Annotated in this window: 25 protein-coding genes and 1 pseudogene; 6 read left to right on the forward strand and 20 right to left on the reverse strand. The window is 64.8% G+C overall.

The features are described 5' to 3' along the window. The 20 genes and pseudogenes from IG78_RS48530 to IG78_RS0132485 all read right to left on the reverse strand — a co-directional run. Positions 1 to 676: pseudogene (locus IG78_RS48530) on the reverse strand (IS5 family transposase); the annotation flags it as partial. A 284-nt stretch (positions 677 to 960) separates the two neighbouring features. Continuing rightward, the gene (locus IG78_RS0132390) at positions 961 to 1,314 is read right to left on the reverse strand and encodes a hypothetical protein (protein WP_030570048.1); all 354 of its coding nucleotides are present in this window, start codon (positions 1,312 to 1,314) and stop codon (positions 961 to 963) included. A 718-nt stretch (positions 1,315 to 2,032) separates the two neighbouring features. After that, positions 2,033 to 2,485, reverse strand: coding sequence for a hypothetical protein (locus IG78_RS0132400; RefSeq protein ID WP_157855938.1), 453 nt, complete (start codon positions 2,483 to 2,485; stop codon positions 2,033 to 2,035). A gap of 301 nt (positions 2,486 to 2,786) precedes the next feature. Then, the gene (locus tag IG78_RS0132410; protein WP_030570057.1) at positions 2,787 to 3,590 is read right to left on the reverse strand and encodes a hypothetical protein; all 804 of its coding nucleotides are present in this window, start codon (positions 3,588 to 3,590) and stop codon (positions 2,787 to 2,789) included. Between the two features lie 22 nt (positions 3,591 to 3,612). Further along, a complete protein-coding gene (locus IG78_RS49630) occupies positions 3,613 to 3,750 on the reverse strand; it encodes a hypothetical protein (RefSeq protein WP_157855939.1) in 138 nt (45 codons plus the stop codon). Then, a complete protein-coding gene (locus tag IG78_RS0132415) occupies positions 3,747 to 4,334 on the reverse strand; it encodes a hypothetical protein (protein ID WP_030570060.1) in 588 nt (195 codons plus the stop codon). Before IG78_RS0132415 ends, IG78_RS49630 begins: the two co-directional genes overlap by 4 nt. Further along, positions 4,331 to 5,005 (reverse strand): hypothetical protein, encoded by a 675-nt coding sequence (locus IG78_RS0132420; RefSeq protein ID WP_031129506.1) that lies wholly within the window; start codon positions 5,003 to 5,005, stop codon positions 4,331 to 4,333. The genes IG78_RS0132415 and IG78_RS0132420 overlap by 4 nt, the downstream gene beginning before the upstream one ends. Beyond that, complete coding sequence (locus IG78_RS0132425; RefSeq protein ID WP_157855940.1) at positions 4,986 to 5,768, reverse strand: hypothetical protein; 783 nt, start codon at positions 5,766 to 5,768, stop codon at positions 4,986 to 4,988. Before IG78_RS0132425 ends, IG78_RS0132420 begins: the two co-directional genes overlap by 20 nt. A 127-nt stretch (positions 5,769 to 5,895) precedes the next feature. Next, positions 5,896 to 6,267 (reverse strand): hypothetical protein, encoded by a 372-nt coding sequence (locus tag IG78_RS0132430; protein WP_157855941.1) that lies wholly within the window; start codon positions 6,265 to 6,267, stop codon positions 5,896 to 5,898. 41 nt (positions 6,268 to 6,308) lie between these two features. Next, the gene (locus IG78_RS44420) at positions 6,309 to 7,055 is read right to left on the reverse strand and encodes a hypothetical protein (protein ID WP_051853117.1); all 747 of its coding nucleotides are present in this window, start codon (positions 7,053 to 7,055) and stop codon (positions 6,309 to 6,311) included. A 2-nt stretch (positions 7,056 to 7,057) separates the two neighbouring features. Further along, complete coding sequence (locus IG78_RS0132440) at positions 7,058 to 7,645, reverse strand: hypothetical protein (protein ID WP_030570075.1); 588 nt, start codon at positions 7,643 to 7,645, stop codon at positions 7,058 to 7,060. A gap of 83 nt (positions 7,646 to 7,728) precedes the next feature. Further along, on the reverse strand, positions 7,729 to 8,001 hold the full coding sequence (locus IG78_RS0132445) for a hypothetical protein (protein WP_030570078.1): 273 nt from the start codon (positions 7,999 to 8,001) through the stop codon (positions 7,729 to 7,731). Continuing rightward, the gene (locus IG78_RS0132450) at positions 7,973 to 8,473 is read right to left on the reverse strand and encodes a hypothetical protein (RefSeq protein WP_030570081.1); all 501 of its coding nucleotides are present in this window, start codon (positions 8,471 to 8,473) and stop codon (positions 7,973 to 7,975) included. Before IG78_RS0132450 ends, IG78_RS0132445 begins: the two co-directional genes overlap by 29 nt. A gap of 358 nt (positions 8,474 to 8,831) precedes the next feature. Next, positions 8,832 to 9,122 (reverse strand): hypothetical protein, encoded by a 291-nt coding sequence (locus IG78_RS0132455; protein WP_030570084.1) that lies wholly within the window; start codon positions 9,120 to 9,122, stop codon positions 8,832 to 8,834. Positions 9,123 to 9,135: 13 nt separating this feature from the next. Further along, positions 9,136 to 9,570 (reverse strand): hypothetical protein, encoded by a 435-nt coding sequence (locus IG78_RS0132460; RefSeq protein ID WP_030570086.1) that lies wholly within the window; start codon positions 9,568 to 9,570, stop codon positions 9,136 to 9,138. A gap of 146 nt (positions 9,571 to 9,716) precedes the next feature. Beyond that, a complete protein-coding gene (locus IG78_RS49635; protein ID WP_157855942.1) occupies positions 9,717 to 10,136 on the reverse strand; it encodes a hypothetical protein in 420 nt (139 codons plus the stop codon). A 48-nt stretch (positions 10,137 to 10,184) separates the two neighbouring features. Then, positions 10,185 to 10,430: a hypothetical protein gene (locus tag IG78_RS0132470; protein WP_157855943.1), complete on the reverse strand. Its 246-nt coding sequence runs from the start codon at positions 10,428 to 10,430 to the stop codon at positions 10,185 to 10,187. After that, positions 10,430 to 10,783 carry a hypothetical protein gene (locus IG78_RS0132475; RefSeq protein WP_030570131.1) on the reverse strand — a complete coding sequence of 118 codons (354 nt, stop codon included), beginning with the start codon at positions 10,781 to 10,783 and terminating at the stop codon, positions 10,430 to 10,432. Before IG78_RS0132475 ends, IG78_RS0132470 begins: the two co-directional genes overlap by 1 nt. Before the next feature lie 88 nt (positions 10,784 to 10,871). After that, complete coding sequence (locus IG78_RS0132480; protein ID WP_030570134.1) at positions 10,872 to 11,321, reverse strand: homing endonuclease associated repeat-containing protein; 450 nt, start codon at positions 11,319 to 11,321, stop codon at positions 10,872 to 10,874. Between the two features lie 33 nt (positions 11,322 to 11,354). Continuing rightward, a complete protein-coding gene (locus tag IG78_RS0132485) occupies positions 11,355 to 11,543 on the reverse strand; it encodes a hypothetical protein (protein WP_030570138.1) in 189 nt (62 codons plus the stop codon). 528 nt (positions 11,544 to 12,071) lie between these two features. Between IG78_RS0132485 and IG78_RS0132490 the strand changes: the two genes are divergently transcribed. The 6 genes from IG78_RS0132490 to IG78_RS0132515 all read left to right on the forward strand — a co-directional run bounded on the left by IG78_RS0132490 (position 12,072) and on the right by IG78_RS0132515 (position 19,060). Further along, complete coding sequence (locus IG78_RS0132490) at positions 12,072 to 12,698, forward strand: hypothetical protein (protein ID WP_030570141.1); 627 nt, start codon at positions 12,072 to 12,074, stop codon at positions 12,696 to 12,698. A gap of 368 nt (positions 12,699 to 13,066) precedes the next feature. Beyond that, positions 13,067 to 13,474, forward strand: a complete 408-nt coding sequence (locus IG78_RS42995; RefSeq protein WP_030570144.1) for a hypothetical protein — start codon at positions 13,067 to 13,069, stop codon at positions 13,472 to 13,474. After that, a complete protein-coding gene (locus tag IG78_RS0132500; protein ID WP_030570147.1) occupies positions 13,471 to 14,631 on the forward strand; it encodes a hypothetical protein in 1,161 nt (386 codons plus the stop codon). The genes IG78_RS42995 and IG78_RS0132500 overlap by 4 nt, the downstream gene beginning before the upstream one ends. Positions 14,632 to 14,680: 49 nt before the next feature. After that, positions 14,681 to 15,106 (forward strand): helix-turn-helix domain-containing protein, encoded by a 426-nt coding sequence (locus tag IG78_RS0132505; protein WP_157855944.1) that lies wholly within the window; start codon positions 14,681 to 14,683, stop codon positions 15,104 to 15,106. Positions 15,107 to 15,322: 216 nt separating this feature from the next. Continuing rightward, the gene (locus tag IG78_RS44425) at positions 15,323 to 16,648 is read left to right on the forward strand and encodes a zinc-ribbon domain-containing protein (RefSeq protein ID WP_051853118.1); all 1,326 of its coding nucleotides are present in this window, start codon (positions 15,323 to 15,325) and stop codon (positions 16,646 to 16,648) included. A gap of 24 nt (positions 16,649 to 16,672) precedes the next feature. Further along, complete coding sequence (locus IG78_RS0132515) at positions 16,673 to 19,060, forward strand: DNA topoisomerase (RefSeq protein WP_030570155.1); 2,388 nt, start codon at positions 16,673 to 16,675, stop codon at positions 19,058 to 19,060. Positions 19,061 to 19,096: the final 36 nt, after the last annotated feature.

A 19,096-nucleotide genomic window follows, 5' to 3' on the forward strand; every position in this document is an offset into this window, starting at 1 on the left:
AGGTTCGCTCGATGACCCACCTGCGACGTCCCAATCGTTCGCTGGATTCGATGCCCTTGCGTGCGATATGGACGCCGATGTGTTTGCCCCAGAGCCATCGTCGCAGGTGAGGGGTATCGTAAGCCTTGTCCGCATGGAGGCGCTGGGGTTTGAAATCACGGCCGCGATGCGGGTCGTGTCGCGTTTGGAGTCCCGCCATCACCGGCTTCAGTCCCTCGCTGTCATGGACGTTCGCCGCGGAGATCCCGACGACCAGGGGCAGTCCGTTCGCGTCCGACAGGATGTGCATCTTGGTACCCGGCTTGCGCCGGTCCATGTGGCTCGGACCTGTGTGTTCGCCCCCTTTTTAGCGCGGACGTGGGCGGTGTCGAGCACAACGCGGGTGACGTCGATGAGGCCTGCGCCATCGAGTTGGTGGAGCACGGCCTCGTGCAGCCGGCCCCAGACATCGGCTCTGGACCAGATCAGGAACCGCCGATGAGCAGTCGACTTCGAGATCCCAAAGCAGGGCGGCAGCTGCCGCCAGGCACATCCGCTGACCAGCACATAGGCGATCGCGGCGAACAGCGTCTTATCAGGGGTACTCGCTGTTCCGCCGCCATTGCGGTCGCACTCTCGACGGCGGAAGCAACGGCTTCGCGATCTCCCACAACCGGCCAGAGGCAGAGCTCCAAATGAAGCCGGCTGATCCGAACGCGGAGCGTAGAAACTGGACAGTAGCCTCCGAGGGCCTCTGATCACTTGCAGATCTCACGTCAACATGCTGGCAGAAGAATTGATGGACTTCCTCTGCTCCGGACCGGCAGCACGGCCCGAGGGGGGCCATGCCGAGGTCAGGGCGGGAAGCGGCGAGCAGGACGGGCGCCTGGCCCGCCGCAGGTGGGAACGCCGGGACGGAGGGCGGACGACGGCGGCCGCGAAGGCGCAGGGGCCAACGCATCCGAGACGAGAAGGACGGGGCTATGCAGTTGCGCGCAACCGCTCGTCCCAGCAGCAGGTATCCCCCACATAGCCATTGTCGTGCAGGTGCGCCGTGGCCAGAAGGATCTTTCCCCGGCAGAACTTGCACGTCTCCAGCTCGACCTCTTCGCCGTAATCTTCGAGTGCCATTGCAATCTGGGCGTCGGTGGGATGCCTGTCGAACGACTCTTCGGTCAGGACCTTGTCATCACGGCGGCGCACCAAATCGTAGGAACGGCCATCGGTGCCGTTCCAGACTAATTCCCGAACTAGGTACTGCTCTCCTTCTACCTGGAACGGGTCGTGGTCGATTTCACGGACGACGACGGATCCGGGCCTTGAGGCGTTTCCCATAGTAGTTACCAACTTCCGTTCTGGTTTCGATTCTGAAGTGCGTGTCTATCTCGCGCGGAGAGGCGCTTTGGAGCACATGGTCGACGGCCTCGACATCGTGGTCACCGAGGGCCCGAAAGTCCTGGCCCGTGCTGCGGCAGCGTGCGTGATGATCCTCATTACGGACTGCCACTCTTCTGCGCTGCCTTCTGCCTGGTGCGCCTGCTGTAGTCGTCCGATCAGGCGGTAGGAGCTCACGAGACCCTGGGCCAAGGCGCTCGGTGCTGGAAGCGGCATGTGGTGGAGGCTGCCCCACGGCGTGGTGAGCAGCGCGGTCGAGCTGACAACGGCGATTTTCATTGGTCAGGGGTTCCTCTTGAAGATGAAGACGCGCCCGTTCTCCTGGACGAAGGCCTCGTCTTCCCTGAGCACGTACTCAGTTGAAGCGGGTAAGGCACGCGTACGACTTCTCGGCCTCGACCCGAACGCTGTGAGCGAGCTGCCTGTCGGACTGTACGTCCGTCAGCCTCCTCATGCCGTCGGCTGCGGCCACGCCGACTTCTCTCGGACTTCCTCAGGCGTTGTGAACCGCTGCTCGTCGGCGTCAGCGTCCCAGCGGGAGCACCGGACGGCGTCCCCCCACATCCGGATGCGGACCCACACCTTCTCGATGTCCGAGCGGTGATCTTCTCAATGCCGACGATCCGCAGCATCTTCGCCAGGTGCTCCTGCACGTTGCTCACCGGTGCCCCTCCTGCTCGATGATCGCGGCCAGCGTCAGCTCGGCCCACTGCTTGTTGACGTTCTCCACTCCGAGCTTGGAGTTCGGGTAGCCCTCGCGCGGGTTCGGCACGTTCTCGCGGATCGTCATGCTGCCGATACGCGAGCCGTCGCAGAGGCTGAACCGGTGGCCGTCGAACTCGGCGTACTCGCACGCCTCGGTCGACTCGCAGTTGCAGACGCTCGTGATGCTGTCGGCGAAGATGTTGTTGCCCTTGAGGCTCTCTCCGAAGTACTTCACGGCCAGGGAGCGACGGACCTCACCGAAAACGTCCAGTGACATGTTGTGCTCGTCAGCGTACTTCTCTAGCAGGACCACGTCCGTCTTGCGCTCCGCGGTCTCGTCCTGCCCCAGGCCGCCACGCGGGTCCCGGTAGTACCAGACCACTTCAACCGTTCGAGCCAGGCTCACTTCTCCGCTTCCTTCCAGTAGACACGGAACTTCGGCTCCGGCGTGCTCAGTCCTTCTGGCCGGACGGCTCCGGCTTGTTGTATCGGTAGACGAAATAGGCGGCCATCTAGCGGCTCGCGAATCCGGGGATTCCGCCGCCGTTGCAAAGGGTGGGAAGGTACTCGGCGACTCAGTTCGAGCCGCTGATGTGCTCCCACACAAAGCCGTAGGAGACCAGCGGATCGGTCCGGTGCTGGGCCTCGTAGCCGCTGACAGACGTGATCGTGCGGCGCACGAACCTGAAGGGCAGACTGCGGCTCGGTCATGTGCTCGGGTACTGCCGCATCGAGAACTGGACGGTGGAGAGGTTGCCCCACTTGTCGATGATCGCGGCCAACAGGTCGTCGAATTCGATGCCCTCCGCCACGTCGAGGGTGCCCCTGTCGAATCCGTTGGCCTCGTACAACGCGACGGTCGTAGCGCCCCGGTGCCAGATCGCGAAGTCGGGGCTGCTGTACTTGTTCGCCCGCTGCGGGTCAGCGAAGTGACAGGAGATTTGCCGGTAGTTCCCGCGGTACTCCAGGTCGACGAACATGGGAATCCAGCAGTCGTGCTTGCGGAATTCGGCGAGGCGTGCCACGCGCTTGCAGTCGACGCACCTGAACAAATACGCGCCGCTGCGCAGGTTCTTGTACGAGCGGCCAGTGTTCGAGAGCCGGTGGCCGGACTCGTGCACGTAGCGGACACGGACCGGGATGTCGGCCTCCACGTCCACCTTGACGAGCTGGCGGTACAGGGCGAGCAGCATGATCAGTCCGTCGCGGCCGAAGAGATGCTCGGCGTAGGGCCAGTACTTGTCCCGGTCCCCCGGTGCCTTCTTCACCTGCGCGTCGGCGTCGTCGAAGACGGTGGTCCACAGCTTCCACGTCAGCAGCTCTTCGCCGACCAGCGGGTAGTACGGGTAGTCGTCCGGCCGCAGGATGCCCGCCGCCAGGTCGTCGGTGACGAAGATGTTCAGCTTGGCGCCGCGTGCTCCGCCGCCGGCGTACATCTGGATCTCGAACTTCTGCAACACGGTGTGGTCGTCGCTCTGCCGTTCCGACCCGGCGTACTGCCAGGTGAACACGCATCTGTGGGCGCGACAAAGTTCATCGAGGAGATCGATCACGGGTTGGCCCTTCGGTCGGGTGCGGGTTGCGGTGCCACGTACGGCCCCAGTTCTCGCCGTCGTTGTAGGTGCCGTCGTACGACAGGGAGAAGTGGTCGCCGGCCAGGGTCAGCCTCACGGGGCCGGCCGCCTCGATGACGGCCTGGTACGCCTGGTGTAGCTCCAAGCTGGGCTTGCACTGCTTCGGGTCGCGAACATCTCACGTACCGATAGCGCGCCTCGCATGAGCTTCAGCAGGTCATACTTCGCCTCCACGGCGGGCAGCATGTAGGAGCCGCTCCGGATGCCGCCCTCCCCCAGGAGGCCGGGGCGCACCCTTAGCGCTGGCATGTCCGCCACGTCGTCCAGCGGCACGCGCCTGGCCCAGTACCGGTCGATCACCTCACCGGCGCGCTGGTCGAAGATGCAGTTCCAGCAGTCCCCGGCCAGCTTCGCCAGTCGGATGTACTCGTTCAGCGCGTCGTGGGCCCGGTACACCTCGTGCTCCCTGGGCAGGTCGTAGCAGGTCGCATACCGCCACTCGCCGCTTTCACCGAACCCGTCGTGCATGCTCTTGCCGACGAACATGCGGCCCGCGATCCATTCGCCGTCTCGCTCGCCGAGGAACACGCCGTCGAACTCGCCGCGCCACTCCGAGCGCCGGGGCCTGGACGATCGTCCCCCCTGAACTGTCGCTCTCGGGGTGCGCTTTTCCTTCGTCATGTCGTGACCTCCCTGACCTTCTTCATTTCCTCGACCCACGCCAGGAGGCGGACGGCCGTCGTGGTGGTGGGCTGACAGAGAATGAATCCGGTGTTGGCACCGATGTCGCCGTAGTCCTGGTCGACCTGGTCGTAACTGACCACGAGCAGGTTTTCTCCGCCGAAGGTGACCAAGTCGCCGGCCCCGATCCCGAAATACGGGGTCCAGTGATCGGCGGCGCAGTACGCCAGCCACTTCTCTTCGATTTCGGCGGGCCGCTGGTAGACACCCTCGAAGCCGGGGCCGGCCAGCCGGTTCGGGCACTCCGTGATGACCTCGCCGACGCTGTCGATGACGTACATCTGGAGCAGACCCGCGCGCATTTCTGCAGCGTCCTTGACGTCCCACCAGTCGCTATCCCGGGGGTACGCGCCGGGCTCGTCGTCGAACTGAATCCGGACCCTGATCCTCGGCGGCATGCTCTGCTCTGCGGCACCGTTGCGGGCCAGGTACGGGCGCCAGCGCTTGACCCGGTTGGTGCGCATGTAACTGTTGCCGCATTCCTCGCACACCTGGTCGTGCACCCGGCGCACGTTGTCCGCGAGCGGGGAGTCGTCGTTGTACTCCAGGAGGTGGGTCGCCCTGCTCTGGCAGCCGCCCGTCATGCACGTCTTACGCAGCGGCGTGTGCACCCTGCTGCTCCTTCCATGCGGCGTACATCTCGGCTGCCTTGGCCGGGACGAGCCAGGGGAAGGTGTCAGCGAACTCCCGGTACACGTCGGCGTCAGACTTTTCCCACACCTCTCGGTGGTCGGTGACCGGTCCCGTGATCAGCGTCGGGTTCACGCGTAGCTTCAAGATCGTCTGCTTGGCGTTGCGCTGGTACATCAGTGCCTCGTCGGCGAGGCCGGCCCGCTTCTCCGGGGTGTTGCAGGCGTCGCAGAACCGCTTTTTCCGCCCGGACACCTTGTGGATCACCATCAACGTGGCGGGCGGCGGGTAGGGGCCGTGTCCGCCGATGCACTGGTAGACCCCGTAGTTGTGCTGCGGTCCACCCTCGTGGACCTGGGACCACTCGGTGACGATCTCGAAGTCCTCGATCTCCGCGACCAGCTCGGACAGCGGAACGACGTGACTGCGGGTGTGCTCCGGTTGGAGAAAAGCGGCGTACGGCTTGGCCACGTTACGGCGGTAGAAACTCCCGTTGGGCTTGCGGAAGTTCTCGATCAGACCGTAGTGGTGCTCGGTGAAACCGTCCTCGACCTCCACCGTGATGCGCACCCAGTCACCGACCATGAACCGGATGTGGTGCTTCTCGACGGCCGCCTTCCACACCTCGTCCGACCCGTTGCCGTTGACCCAGGCATCCCGAACGATGCCGTCGATGTTGTACCGCTCCGGGTCGCGACCCTCCCATTCGAGGTGTTCACGAGCCGACTCGCGCATTTCACGCATGCTCGCACCCATGGTTTCCCTTTCTGCTGCTGAGACAAATGTGTACAAGCGCCCGGTACGGGAATCGAACCCGCCGAATGCCGCATAGGTCAGGACGGCTATCGCTGCTCGTCGGCCGGGCGGGCTTTTAGATCTCCCAGTCTTCGAAAAGGTCGTCCACCACTCCGAGGATCTGAAGGTGCTTCGCAAGGTGGGACGCCTCCTCGGCCACGCGCTCCAACTCCTCGCGGATTCCGCGCGGGTTGTCTCCCTCCCGCTTGAGCTGCTTCCACGCCTCGATCGCCGATCGCAGGGTCTCGGCCTTGCCCTTGAGGATGTTGCGATTCTTCTCGGAGATCACCCGGTCACCTGCGATGGCGAGAGCCGTCATGTGCGGGTGACCGGTCTGCGTGCCGGGCTTGGCGTGCCAGGCGTCCGGATGCTGGCCGCCCTCGCGGGCCCCCTGGTCGATCGCACCGAAGTGCTCCAGGAATCCGCTCTGGACCGGCGTCAGCTTCACGCCTCGGCCTTGAGTGCTGCGGAGCGCTGCCAGCACGCCGGTCAGAACGCCGTGCGATCCGTTGGCGTCGTACGGCTCGGAGACTGCGGGCATGGGGGCTTGGCCTCACGGAACTTAATCTGCCCCTTGACCTGGACCTCGTGCCCGTGCGGCGCATCGGCCGACACGTGGGTGCCACATGTGGTGCAGATGAACGTGTGCTTCTCCCACGACTGGCCGCAGTAGAAGCAGGGGTCGTTGTCGTGCTGCGGCGTGGGCATCAGCACGATGCGCTGCGGGTTGCCCTCGGCGTGCACGGCGGTGTAGTCATGCGGGAACGTCGCGGCGGCCCGGCGGACGTTATCCTCCGTGATGAACTCCGGGTGCGACAGGCCCCACTCGCGTAACTTCTTGGCGATCTCTCGGGCCAAGGCCTGCGGCAGCTCGTAGTCGTCGCGGACCCAGCGGGTCAGACCGGCCTCGGTCGGCGACTTCTCCCCGAGCTTCAGCCACTTGTTGCAGTTGGTGCCGGAGCACCGCTCATCGGAAATGGCGTGGCACACGCCGGGCTCGGCATCCGGTAGCTCGGTCAGTTCGGTCTCGCACTGCTGGTCCGTTACCGGCTGGGGGAAGTCGCCGGAGTCGTAGGAGTGCTCGTCGTCGACGTCGATACCGAGTTTCTCGGCCGCCTTACGAATCGCTTCCTCATGCGGCTTGCCGCGCTGCACCGTGATGCCGCTTGCCCGCATCACCTTGATCGTGCAGCTCGGGCACAGGTTCTCTGCCGCGTAGCTGTAGCCAACGATCACGTTCAGACCTCCTGGAAGTGGTATCGACCGGCGAACAGGTTGAAGTGGGTCGGCAGGTCGATCCACGTGTCGCGGTACGCCCGGGTGGTGTCCTCACGGATCTCGGTGTCAAGCGGCACGGCGACGGAGCGCGACCACCAGGTGGGCAGGCAGCGGCTGTTTTCGACGAACCGGACTTCGGCGCTGGGGGTGGGCTTGTCCCGGCCGTGCATCTCACAGGCCGCGTCGCGCATCTCCTTGAACCGCAGGGACTGGACGCCGTAGAGCTGCTTGCCGTCCACGTACACGTAGAAACGGCCGGTCGTATGGGTCATGGTGCGGGATGCGCCAATCTCGTAGACGTCGTGGGAGTACCACCCCTCGCTGTCCTTGTAGAAACTCATCCAACCGAGCGGATTCGGCATGGAGTACTCGTGTCCGGTCTCGACCGACAGGAGTTGCCCGAGCCCGTCATTCTCCAGAATGCGGACCGGCCTGAACTTCCCGGCGAGACCGAGGCTCATCATGCACTCGGACCATCCGAGCTTCACTACCACGGTGTCACCAGGCTTCACGTAGTTCTTTTCGGGCCTCTTGTGATGGGTGGGCACGAGTCCTCCTCGGGACAGTAATTGCGTCTGACAGTCGACAGCCCGGGGCGCGGCGTTTCTGCTGCGTCCTGGATTGCCACTGCTCAGACGTCGGTTGACGTGCGGCCCACGTACGCGTGGACCACCATTCGACATCTCGCCTCGCCGTTACGCATGTGTGCTTTCATATGGCGCACGCAATACCCGGCGGCCGGATCAGACTCCATGTCATCGCGACGCGGCTTGAGTTCTACGAACCGGTCGGCCGTGTCGACCCATTCGGCCGTTTGTTCCGCGGCGGGGAACACGTAGAACTGGAGCATGAAGAACCAGAGCCGGTCGATCGGCTCAGGCGTAGGCGCCGGCTGCCAGCTCATGGCCGATGCTGACGCCGTACGACGACCAGCGCACGATCGTGTCCTGGTCCCCGACGATGTTGAACAGGATTTTCTTGCGCCGATTTCCGTCCGGGTACTCGTGCCAGTCCTCGGCGTACTCGCGGGCCATCTCGATGGTGGGAAAGGGAATCTCGAACGGTGCCGCGTGCGGTTTGATCGGGGCGCGAAGATCCTTCGGGCCCTTGTCGTCGCAGGTCATGTGCGGGGATATGCGTCGGATCGTGATGGCGTCCGTCGCGATGCTGCAGCGTCCCCGCCAGGTCGAGCCGTCCGGCGTGCGGACCAACACGCGCCTCATCCGGTACTGGCCGCCGCTGGGCGTGTACCGGTCCCGCGGCTCGACCGTGTAGCTGGTGACCTTGCCCAGCGCCTCGCTGGTCCAGGTGGCGAACCGCTTCCGGTCATCGCCGATGCAACCGATGTAGCCGCTCCGCACGTCGGTCGACTTCATTTGCTTGCGCTGACATGCGTCCGCGCACGGATAGCAGCGCCGCTCGTCGGTCTCGGGACCCCGGGGATAGCCGGTGCCGACCCCGTCGCTCGGCGGGGGCGAGTGGCCGCACTCCGATAGGTCTAGCCTTCGGGCCTCGGCCCTGGTTGTCAGCCGGGTGCCGTTCATCAGCGATGTCGACCCGTCGTCGTGCTTGATGTCGTACCAGCCGTTGAGCTACTCACCGCCGGGCTCGCACATTCCCTTGCGCGTGCACTGGACGGGGTCGACGAATCCCCACTTGCGGTCGTAGTCCAGGACCCGCTTGCGGGCGTGATCTCGGCGCGGTCGAAAATGTGGGTCTGGTCACTCCGGTCCCTCACTCGTTCTCCTCAATGATCTCCGGGTGAGGCTCGGCGCTATTGCAGTTGGAACCATGCTCGTGCTCCTTCTGGAGCCAGTTCGCGGCGCCCCAGAAGTAGAAGGCCCGGAACAGATTGGCGAGCCTGTTCGTCGCACCACACGAGAGTTCCGCGCCGGACTGGTAACTGTCCGGATCGACAGTGCCGGACCATGTAAAGACGAAGTCCTCGGCTGCCTGGAGCTGTTCCTGCTGCACCTTGCGTCCGTCGCGCCACACGGCCAACTTATCGAGCGCTGCGCTCACCATTACGCGTTACCTCCTAGCCTATTCGACGGACGGGCCGATAAGTTGAATTACGCCCGTCCTTTTCCTGAATTCCGTTCTTGCCCTTGCACGCGGCACACTCGCAGAAATGCACTTTGTGCAGTTCGCCCGGCTTGAACGCGCCCGTCATCTCCCACGGTGCGCTTTCGGTCTTCCAGGCGAATTCGATCAAGACCATGTCGTCACAGATCACACGCCTTACGTGCGCCTCAAAGGAGAACGGCGACCGGACCACCGTGAGGCCACTCTGGCTGGTCGGCACGTGGTAATGCGGCCGGGCCCGCACCAGCGTCCCGTTCTCCGCCAGCATTTCCGCTGAGTCCTCGGCATGAGTAATCGGCTCACCGATCGGACGAACCTCCCTGCTGAACGCCGAAGACCTGATATACGTCCCCGGCTCGCCATCCGTCTCGGTCTCCTTGTTCGCCACGTTCACTCCTCCCCACTGATGGGCGTGCGCGTTCCATCGACGTGCACGACAAATGCCTGACTGAAATTGCGCCCCTCGTACTCACGGACCTTCATTCGGAACTGAGGCTCGCCCTTTTGCTGACGCGCTCGCATCCTTGACCTCGATCACCTCGACGCCCGATACCTGAACGTAGATGTCCTCGACCGTTCGCAGCAGGGACCGGGCGTCCTGTCCTTCACGTCACCGGTATCCAGGTCGAGGAGCATGTCGTCGATCACGATGCGCGCGTACGTCAGCTGCTCCCGGACCGTGGGCTCACCCTCCGAGCGCTCGGCGGGTTGCTCGTCCCTGCGCGTCGCCAGCGACAGCACGGACTTGACGACGTCCCGAGCACTGCGCCGCTTACGCCGCTTGACCTCCGGCACCATCGGCCGGGATGCCGGATCGCTCCGCCCGTAGACGTACGGCTTGGTCAGATTCACCGGCGCCAGGTGCGACTCGCGACGAGTCGGTGACTGGCCGCGCGCCATGGTCCCTTGCCGACCCGCGACTGTGGTGATCCGATTCCGTCGGGAGTTGGTCATGCGGTGCGGATTCCTTCCATTTTGATGACGGACGGCAGCCCCAGGCGCTTAGGAGTTGAAGGCGGTCAGATGAATGGAGTGCCGGTCCTCAGAGGCCTTTTTTTCTCGTGGTCGTAGGGCTCGTTGGGCCGGAGGGCCGCAATGCGCACGACGGGTGTGGGCCCCGTCGGCCTCCGGGCGCTGCGCGGCCGGTGTCGGCGTACGGGTCTGGGTGTTGATCTCACGGGCGATCCACAGGATGCAGGCGACGATGGCCAGCACGATGAAGAGGAGCTCCAGGCTCTGTATTGCCATCAGGGGGTACATGGGGGAGGTCCTTTCGGAGAGTGGAGCGTGGGAGCCACACCCTCGCCGAGCTCGGCCAGGGTGTGGCCGCAGGAGAGGTAGGTGACCTCATACAGCGGGCCCCGACCCCAGCTCGGGTCCCAGTCCTCGGGCGGCAAGGCGGGTTCGACGGTGCAATTGACGATGTCGCGGGGCAGGCCCGGCTCGCCGGTCTCGTCGTAGGAGCAGAAGGGGCACCACTCCAGCTCGGGCAGCTGCGCGGCGTCGCCGAGCAGTTCAGGCGCGGTGAACGTACAGGTCATCTCAGCCGACGCAGCGTCGGCCAGGAGGAGGTCAGTGATCGGTGCGGCGATGACGGTCATGGGGTCCTCGGCTCGGTCGTAGTGGGATTTGGGCAGGGCTGAACAGCGCGCAGCGCGAAAAGAACGGTTGTGCACATACCGATGAATTTCAGCCGCAAGCCAGCTCTGTGGCCCGCGACCAACTGCCCATCCGAAAGCGGATGGTGGTGGCCGGTGGGACATCACCCTTCAGGTCCGCCGGATCTGTGCGCCAGGCCTCGTAGGCCGCTAACGTCGTGGAGCCCGTCTCCCGCAAGCACTGCCGGATCGCGGCAATGAGCTGCTCCTGGGTCCACTTCGTCGTCGCAGTCTGGAGCTGCTGGGGCTGTTCGATCACAGCGAGACCCGCGAGCTCCAGCGCACGGTTCCAGCCGCCGAAGCGGCGCTCGTAGAGCGGAGCTGACGGATCGGTGCCTCTGCGGCGCTGCTCGAAGGTGCGACGCCCCAGGGTGTTCTCTCCCTGCGCCAGGTGGATGAGCACGTGCAGGAGCTGCTGGTCGGTGTAGACGACCGGCCCGGACTTCCTGGGTGCAGGGACGTGCACGGCATGCATAGTCATGGCCGGTGCTCTCCTTCTGGAAGCGGTCGCGCATCAGAGTGTGTGCGCACCTGCACGAGCTGCTGATCGCGGGTGATGGACGCGAGCAACGCAGGTCCGCGGGAACTGGCCGCAGCAGGTCGAGTCGTCCATCTCGACGGCGAGGTACGGCCGTTCCTTGAGCCGGGCGGCGGCCTGCTTGTCGACGTAGACCGGGTTCGCGCCCTCGAAGACGATCGGCACCAGGTCTTCGGGGCATCGCTCACGTGCAGCGTGAGCGGCAGTGGATCGACATCGGTGGTGGCCTGAGCAGAAGTAAGAGCAGTCATGTCGAGCAGTCCTTCGTAGGAGGAGATGAGAAGCCCACGACCAGCAGCCCGACAGAGGCCACCCGCAGCCGACACGCACACGCGTGTCACAGAGCCCTCCGGATCAACTCCGTTGATCCCCGAGCGCCAAACAGACCCGCAGGCACCCTGCGCGCCCGAGCCCCGCTCGGCGCGCCCTCTGCACCCCCTTACCTCGAGACATCCTGACTCACCACTGACTACCATTCGATAAGCACTTGGATAAGATATCCTCGAAGGTCAGTCGATTCAATCGGACTGGTCGGTGACAAGAGAAGCGGGGTGAGAAGCGATGAGGACCTGGAGGATGAGGAAGGCTGCGCCCGTGCCCGCTGCACTCGCTGTGGCCGCGGGCGTCTTGCTCAACGGATGCTCAAGTGGTGACGGCAGCACAACCCAGGCGCCGCCTGCACCGAGTCCGACCGTGAGCACCGTCAAGGTCACCGATACGGCCCTCGGCAAGGCGATGGGCAAGCTCGCCTTCCAGGGCACTGAGAGTTCCAGCAAGGACGGCGGGGCCTGCCAAACCAGAGCAGCGCGGAAGGCGGGAATGCCGGAGGAAACACTGGCCCACATCGTCAAGGCCGACAGCGACGACATGGGTGCAGTCCTCGATGGATTGAACAAGGTGAGCGAGGATGACGCTGCACTCCTGGCCTCGTGGTCACTGCGCGAGGACTTCGACGCGTGCATCGACAAGGCTGTACTTCCGATCGGCAGCAGCCCCAAGACTCAGAGCTACGTGCCGCCGAAGGCAGCCGCGGAGCCCGCAGCTGGCAAGCCGGACCTGAAGCAGGCTTACCCGGTCCGCGCGGATCAGCCGGTCAACTCGTCCATCGAGCTCACCAAGGGCCTGGTCTCGATGTTCTCCTCCTACGCCCGGGACGAGGGTCAGAAGAAGACCTACGCGGCAGCCGGCACATGCCTGTCGACCCTGGTGCACAACGCGGGCTTCAGTCAGGAGGCGCTGCACTTCTTCGCCGGCGGCGCATCCCTCGGCACCGGGTCGATCGTCGAACACCTGCCGAACGACAAGGACAAGGCGATCTAGCAGTCGCCGAGGTTCACCCAGGGGCTCGTCGACTGCACGACGAATGCGACGCCGACTCCCACGCCCGGCCCCTGAGCGGAAGTCCATCAGACAGAGGAAAGGCCCGGCGCGCTCCTTCGCACCGAGCCCTTCCTCTTCTCGCCGTCACGCGAAGATGGGTGAGATTCGTAGCAGGCGGCACCGCCCGCGAGGAAAGGAATCGAGCAGGGCCACCCACTGCGGCGATGCGCCGCCCGGGGGCTGACTGGACACATCCGCGACTCTACTGACATTCAAGCAAAGACACACAAAGAGTGCATGTAACTTATCGAGTGGCATCGATAGGATGGGCTCATAGATCAGCCAACTAGCGCAAGGAGAAGCCTCGCATGGCCGTCCCGCAGGAGTTGGAGAAGACGACACGGCCCGTGCGTGGCACGAAGAAGAAGCCGCCGGGCGCGACGCAGAGCAGCAGTAGTGGTCGCCAGGGCATGTTCGTCCGGCTGAATCCGGACGACAAGCAGCGCGCGGAGTACTGGGCTGACAAGCGCGGGTTCTCCTCGGTGAACGAGTACGTGGCCGAGGCGGTGGTCGAGAAGATCCGGCGCGAGAACCTCGACTACGACCTGCCGACTCTGGAGATCGCGCGACTCAACGAGCTTGTCGACCAGGTCGCGGCGCTGGCGAAGAACTCGGCGAACCTCGAACGCGTCGTCACCACAGGCTTCGGCTCCCTCATCGGGCTCACCCGCGGTGACAACTACCTCCTGGATGACGAGGACGGGGAGCTCGCATGAACCGGGACTTCGCAGAGATGCTGGAAGCGGCCACACCCACCGACGAGGTGATGGAGGTGGACACGTCCTTCCTCGACGCCTACCGGCACGGCGGGAGCGAGGAGCTCAAGCGCATCCAGGCCCAGGCGGCACAGCCTGAACCTGATGTGGCAACGCCCGAGCCGGAGGTGCATCTCGATGAGACCGTCGACGTCGACCCTCAACCCGGGGTTGAAAGTCTGCAGGCTGATCCCGACGTGGACGCCGAAGAGGAGCGCCTGGACCTGGAGCCGGACAACGACCCCGACGCCGGCGGCTCCGAGCGGGCCGACGGATCCAACCAGCGTGGTGGTGACGTCGGTGGACAGGGAAGCACTGCCGGGACGCTCCCGGGCGGTGTGCCGGCGACCCCTGCGGCCGATGCCGTTCCGGCTCCCGGGGCACAGCCAGACGTCGCCGCGGCGGAAGTCACTTCTCACGACGTCGTCGCCACACCGGATGAACCCGAGCATGTGACGCCCGGCTCGCTCCAGCTCACCGACCATCAGGACGCCGTGCAGAGTGCGGCAACGAAGGGCGGATCGGCCAGCACAGCCGAGACCACCACGCTCCCCCAGGCGGGCTTCCGGCTCGCGGGCGTACAGAGCCAGCCGCACATCAAGGCGCTGCCCGAGAGCATCATGAACGCGCTGCGGGAGCAGCTGCGAGCAGCCGCAGTCCGTGAGCTGGGTGTGAGCGACATCGCTGCCCGGGAGTTCAGCCAGCGGCTGAGCCAGGGCACGCTGGTGACGGCGTTCCTGCTGGCGCAGCTCGACCTGCACCTTGATGCCGATCCTGCCACCGAGCGCGCCGTCGAGCTGTTCCGCTCCCGCGACCCGCTGCTGGGCAGCGTGGTGGCACGCCTGGCGAACATCGAAACCGCCGACCGCGAGCGGGACGGGTTGCTGCGCAAGCTGCGCGACGAACTGGGCGAGGTGCGCCAGACTAGCGCGGTAGTCGAGCAGGCGCTGGCGTACTCCATCGCCGACCGCACGGAGAACTTCCTGCGGGGCTCGCACAACCTCCACGACGCGCCGATCACGCACAAGGAGGCGATCTACTTCCGGGACAGGGCCCGTGAGGCGACCAGGAAGCAGCTGAGGCTTGAACGCGAGCGGGCAGGACGGCCGATTCGATAACCACGACCCGGTGTACCTCGGCCTGTACTGCACTCCGCAGTGTGCGGGTATGGCCGCGCCGGCCTCGCGGCCCGAGGACGCGCCGCGCGGATGCCGGACGCAACGCGCAGGGGCGTGGGTCTTCAAGCGCCGCTACCGGAGCGAGCAGGAGATCCCCGTGAAGCTCCGGGAAGATGCCTCGACGAGCTGGTATTGGTGCGAAGAGAGCTGTGGCGCGATCCACGTCGGCCACACGCGCATGGGCGAGCAGGAGAAGTTCCGGATGTTCGAGGACCTCGCCGCGGACCTGCCGGATCTGCTGGTCAAGCTCAGGGGTCAGGCCACGCGCAAGCAGGTCGCCGAGGTGGCCGGCGTACGGCCCATGCGACTGAAGGAGCTGGAGGAAGGCCTGAAGCACCCTGAGGGACTCGAGACGCTCGGCAAGGTGCTGCGGGTGTACCGCGTCCGGCTCGGCGTGGCGATGCCGACTCAGTAATAGCGCTGAACAGACGACGACCCCGATAAGCACTGCTTCTCGGGGCCTTCTCGAGTGATGATTGCTCGAACAGCGCGCCGGCGCTGGCTATCTCCGCACGGCTCTCACCTTTATTCGAAGACCTATTGATCTCTTATCAACTCTCCCTCGATTTCCTTTTCCAGGTAGGATCGGATTGGTTCATGAGTCGCCTATTGGGAAGCGGAGGTGGGTCGCATGGGTGCTGCTGCGATCGATGTGGGCCTCCATGTCGACGGTGACCTGGCGGGGTACAAGCTGGACGACGGCTCCCCGATCTATGCAGGTCGGCAGACTCGTGTCTTCTTGAAGGACGTGCGTCCTGACCTCAGATCTCGACCCCTGGTTCCGGACGAGGTGTTCGACTCGCTTAGCGCGAACTCGACGCAGCCCTGCACGGTCATCTTGTGCGCACATGGCCACATGGCGAGCATGAAGCCGAGGGACTTCCGCTACTTGGAGGACTGCGTCTACTGCCTCGGCAAGCGAGTCTGGCCGGGTTTCAATGATCTTGAGACGCTGCATCCCGACTTCGTCGCGACGCACTGGATCCACGAGAAGAACGAACTCGACCCGGGCCTGCTTGCTCCGAAGTCACATCAGAAGGTGTGGCTCCGGTGCGAGCAGGGTCACGAGTCGAAGGTGACGTTGGCGACCCGGTTCACTACATGGAGCAAGGGCGTCTTCATCTGCCGCCGCTGCCAGGGTCTGAACAGGGCGCTGCGCGCGGAGAAGACGTTCCGGTCCGAGTATCCGGAGCTGGCGCTCGAATGGGGCCCCACCAATGAGCGTAAAGCATACGAGGTGACGCCGAAGTCCTGTCTCACTGTCGGTTGGATCTGTGTTAGGGGACACGAATGGCGTGAGGCCGTCGCAGCTCGTGTGGTGAATGGGACTGGATGTCCGTACTGCTCTGGACATCGTGTCCTGGCCGGCTTCAACGACCTGGTGGCGGTCTCGCCCAAGGTCGCGGCGCAGTGGCATCCGGACAACGGGCTCAGCCAGGCCGAAGTGACCGTCGGGTCGAACATCCGAGTTCTGTGGCTCTGTCCCGAGGGCCACGAGTGGGAAGCCCAGGTCAACTATCGCAACCGCAACGGCTGTCCGAGGTGCGTCCGTACCCAGGTCTCGTTGGTGGAGCGATTGCTCTGGGCGCGTGTGGCGGAGCGGATCCCGGGCGTCGGAGTCGATGTCGTCGTGGACGACGCGCTCGATCAGAGGAACCGCCCCGCGCGTTGCGATGCGGCTCTGCCTCAGTGCCGCGCGGTTCTCGAGTACGACGGCCAGTACTGGCGCCGGGACCGACTGACGCGCGATCGGGCGACCACCGATGCGCTGCTGCGTGCGGGCTGGTCGGTGATCCGCGTTCCGGAAGACGGCTTGCCTCTACTCGACATCGACGATGCCGGCCTCTTCCAGATCCAGACCCCTGTGTGGCGCACGCCGACAGATGAGGCCCTCGCTCTATGTCCTGGCCGATCGCGTCGTGCACATCTTGACCACTATCCAGAGCTCCGCTGCTGAGCAGACGAATACGAAGGAGACGAAATGACTGTGGGATTACTTACGGAGAAGCCTTCGGCGGCAAGGGCGTTCAGCAAGGCGCTCGGAGGGGACACCGGGACCTACAACGGCGAGAGCTACGTGATCACGCATGCTCTTGGGCACCTCTATGAGCTCGACAAGCCGGAGAACCAGCTCATTGGCGCGACATCTGACGAGCAGGGCGCGATGCGGTTCTGGAGCATCGACAATCTGCCGTGGGACCTGAGTCGGTTTGAGTGGAAGTACGTCCAGATGGACAAGGTCGGGCAGGTGGTCAATGACATCCGCTCGAAGCTCTCCAAGTGCGACGAGATCGTAGTGGCCACGGATGTGGATCCGTCCGGTGAGGGTGGTCTGATCGCGGTCTCGGTGCTGAAGGCGCTGGGGCTCGACAAGAAGAAGATCTCGCGGATGTACTTCACCGACGAGGCCGCTGTGTCGCTGCAGAATGCGTTCACCTCACGCAAGGTCATCCCGGACCTGAATCAGTTCGACGAGTACAGGAAGGCTTCCTTTCGTTCGGCACTGGACTTCGCCAGCATCCAGTTCACGAGGATCGCCTCTGTTCTCGCCCGCCAGTCTGGCCAGGACCTCGTGCTGCGCCAGGGCCGACTCAAGTCGGCGATGGTCTCTCTTGTCGGCGACCAGCAGAAGGCCTACGACGCGTACGTCAAGAAGCCGTTCTTCCAGAACCGCTTCCGTGACGAGAACGACGTCATGTACACGAACCATGATGAGCCGCGGTTCGACCAGAAGGGCCAGGTGCCGCAGCAGTACGGCCCCTCCGCTGTCGTCCTGGACGGCAAGGCGGGCAAGAAGACCGCGCCGCCGAAGCTGCTCGACCTCGCTTCTTTGTCCTCGATGCTCGTCGGCAAGGGCGTGAAGGCGAACCTCACGCTCTCGACCTACCAGAAGATGTACGAGGGCCAGGTCGTCTCGTACCCGCGCACGGAAGATAAGACGATCACGCCTGAACAGTTCAAGGACCTCGCACCACTGGTCGACAAGATCGCCGCCGTGGTCGGCGTCGACCCTGGGCTTCTGACGCACCGCCAGCCTCGTTTCACGCACGTGAAGCCCCAGGGCGCGCACGGCGCGAACCGTCCGGGTCCTCAGGTGCCCTCGTCACTGGACGAGGTCGAGCACAAGTACGGCAAGGCCGGACGGCTCATCTTCGAGATGCTCGCGAAAAACTACCTGGCCATGCTCGCCGAGGACTATCTCTACGAACAGCAGAAGGGCCACGTGGAGAAGTACCCGGACTACGTCGGCATCGCCAACGTGCCCAAGAGCCCCGGCTGGCGGGCCGTGTTCGATCCGGACGCCGGCGACGACACGGCCGAGGGTGACGAGAACGAGTCCAGCAAGGGTCTGGGCCAGACCGCGGAGCCGTTCATCTTCGAGGGCGCGAACAAGCGCCCCGAGCACCCGACGATGAAGTGGCTGATGAAGCAGCTGGAGAAGCGCGACGTGGGCACGGGCGCGACCCGCACCTCGACATATTCGGAGGTCACCAATGGCAAGGCGAAGTATCCGCTGCTGACCGAGAAGGGTCGAAAGCTCAGGCTGGCGCAGGCCGGCGAGATGAGCTGGCGGCTCCTGCCGGGCACGCGCATCGGCGACCTCGGGCTCACTGAGAAGGTCTACGCCGACATGCGCGACATCGCCGCCGGGACGGCGACCGCCGAGGAGCGCCTGGCCGTCGTCGCCGACTGGGTGCGCGAGGACATTGCCACGATGACGAAGAACGCCGTGTCCATGCGCGCCGAGCTGGGCCTGAAGGAGCAGGTGGTCACCGCCCGCGCCGAGGGCGTGTGGCAGGCCGCTCCGGGCGGCCCGAAGAAGGTCGCCTTCAAGAAGATCTGGTCGGGCCACGAGTTCAGCGTTGACGAGGTGGCGAAGCTGCTTGCGGGCGAGACGATCTCGTTCGAGGCCACGAACAAGGCGGGCAAGTCCTACACGGCCGCCGGAGCGCTCGGCGTCGGCGACTACAAGGGCCGCACGTTCGTCGGGTTCCAGCTGGAGGTGCCCGACAAGCCGACGAAGTGGTCCGGCCGGACGTTCACGCCGGCGGAGGTCACGGCGCTCCTCGCGGGCCAGGCGCTGGAGATCGACGACTTCAGGAGCGCGAGGACCGGCGGTAAGACCTTCGGCTGCAAGGTCAGATGGAACGCGAAGACCAAGAAGATCGTCCCCGACTTCGGCTCTGGCGACGAGCCGCCGCGGTCCTGGTGCCAGGTGACCTTCACCGATGCGCAGCGCAAGGACCTGGCAGCCGGCAAGACCATCCAGTGCACGGGGTTCGTCTCGTCGAAGGGCAAGACGTTTGATGCCGCCGTGTCCTGGAAGGAAGAGGGCGGCAAGAAGAAGATCGTGCCGTTGTTCGGCTGATGCCCGGACAGGCGCTGACGAGCAGCAGCGCGTCAC

This window comes from Streptomyces aureocirculatus (genome assembly GCF_000720475.1).
In the GTDB taxonomy this organism is placed as follows: domain Bacteria; phylum Actinomycetota; class Actinomycetes; order Streptomycetales; family Streptomycetaceae; genus Streptomyces; species Streptomyces aureocirculatus.